Annotated in this window: 2 protein-coding genes; one reads left to right on the plus strand and one right to left on the minus strand. The window is 65.5% G+C overall.

Annotation, left to right across the window (positions count from 1 at the left end; genetic code table 11):
• Nucleotides 1-566, plus strand: a 566-nt coding sequence (locus tag ACWD0Y_RS36665; protein WP_450264580.1) for an IS5 family transposase, incomplete at its 5' end; no start/stop codon positions are given.
• Here ACWD0Y_RS36665 and ACWD0Y_RS36670 read toward each other — a convergent pair.
• Nucleotides 550-1,092, minus strand: coding sequence for a GNAT family N-acetyltransferase (locus ACWD0Y_RS36670; protein ID WP_327165465.1), 543 nt, complete (start codon nucleotides 1,090-1,092; stop codon nucleotides 550-552). The two genes, ACWD0Y_RS36665 and ACWD0Y_RS36670, sit on opposite strands and share 17 nt — an antisense overlap.
• Nucleotides 1,093-1,242 lie beyond the last annotated feature (150 nt).

Raw genomic sequence — 1,242 nt, forward strand, 5'->3', positions numbered from 1 at the left:
GTACGTCACCCCGCTCGAAACGAGGTCTCTGCTCAGGCAGAACCTCGCCCCGGCAGCGTAAGCCCCCGCTGTCCAGCTCGCGGGGGGAACTTCAGGGGCGTTCGCGCGGCGGGTTCACGACCAAGCTGCACTTGGCTGTCGAGCAGGGGCAGAAGCCCATGTCGATCGTGGTGACGGCAGGGCAGCGGGGGGACTCGCCGCAGTTCGAACCGGTGTTGGAGAAAGTCCGTGTGCCCCGCATAGGGCCGGGTCGGCCGCGCATCCGCCCCGACCGCGTGCGGGCCGACAGGGCGTACGCCTCCCGAAAAAACCGCGCCTACCTGCGCCGCCGGGGGATCCGCTGCACCATCCCGGACAAAGCCGACCAGGCGCGCAACCGCAGGAAGCACGGTTCCCGTGGCGGCCGGCCACCAAAGTTCGACCCAGAGGACTACAAGGCCCGGCACGCGGTCGAGTGCGGCATCAATCGCCTCAAGAGACATCGAGCCGTGGCCACCCGGTACGACAAACTCTCGGTCCGCTACGAGGCTACCGTCCTCGTTGCCGCCCTCAACGAGTGGTTGTGACGTACTGGTCCGACGACAACTCGAACACCCTTACTCGCCGACCGCCGGTGGGATTGACGGTCTCACGGACCGGATGCATCCCCAGTTTGGTCATGATCCGTTCGGAGGCGTCGTTGCCCACTTGAGTGATGCTGACGATCCGCTCCAACCCCCGCTCTTCGAAGCCGAACCGTACAGCGGCCGCGGCGGCCTCGGTGGCCAAGCCCTGTCCCCAGTGGGAACGTCCTAGCCGCCAGCCGACCTCAACCGCCGGCAGTACCTCCGGCAAGAAGTCGGGCACCGAAAGCCCGGTGAACCCGGCCAGCTCGCCAGTGGACCGGATCTCCACGGCGAACAGGCCGAAGCCCTGTGACTCCCACTCGCTCTCCCATGCCTGGACCCCGCCGCGAGTCTGCTGTTCGTCACGAACGCTGCCGTCACGGATCCACCGCATGACCTCGGGGTCGGCATTGATGGCAGCCATGGGCGCAACGTCTTCCTCGCGCCAGCGCCGCAGGATCAAACGGGGAGTCTCAAGCGTGACCATCCAATCATTCTGGATCACAAATGGGCTCTCCACCAGGCACTTTCGATACACGCCCTACTGATCTTTTCGTAAGTTCGGTGGGTGTGGTGGGTGGATGGTCAGGCCGGTATGGGCGAGGAATGACCATGGCAGTTGGGGGTTGGTGTTGAT

The sequence above is a fragment of the Streptomyces altiplanensis genome (genome assembly GCF_053591575.1).

What these genes read in the sequence shown, in the direction of transcription:
- ACWD0Y_RS36670 (WP_327165465.1), bottom strand. Translation starts at nt 1,092, where the DNA reads ATGGTCACGCTTGAGACTCCCCGTTTGATCCTGCGGCGCTGGCGCGAG.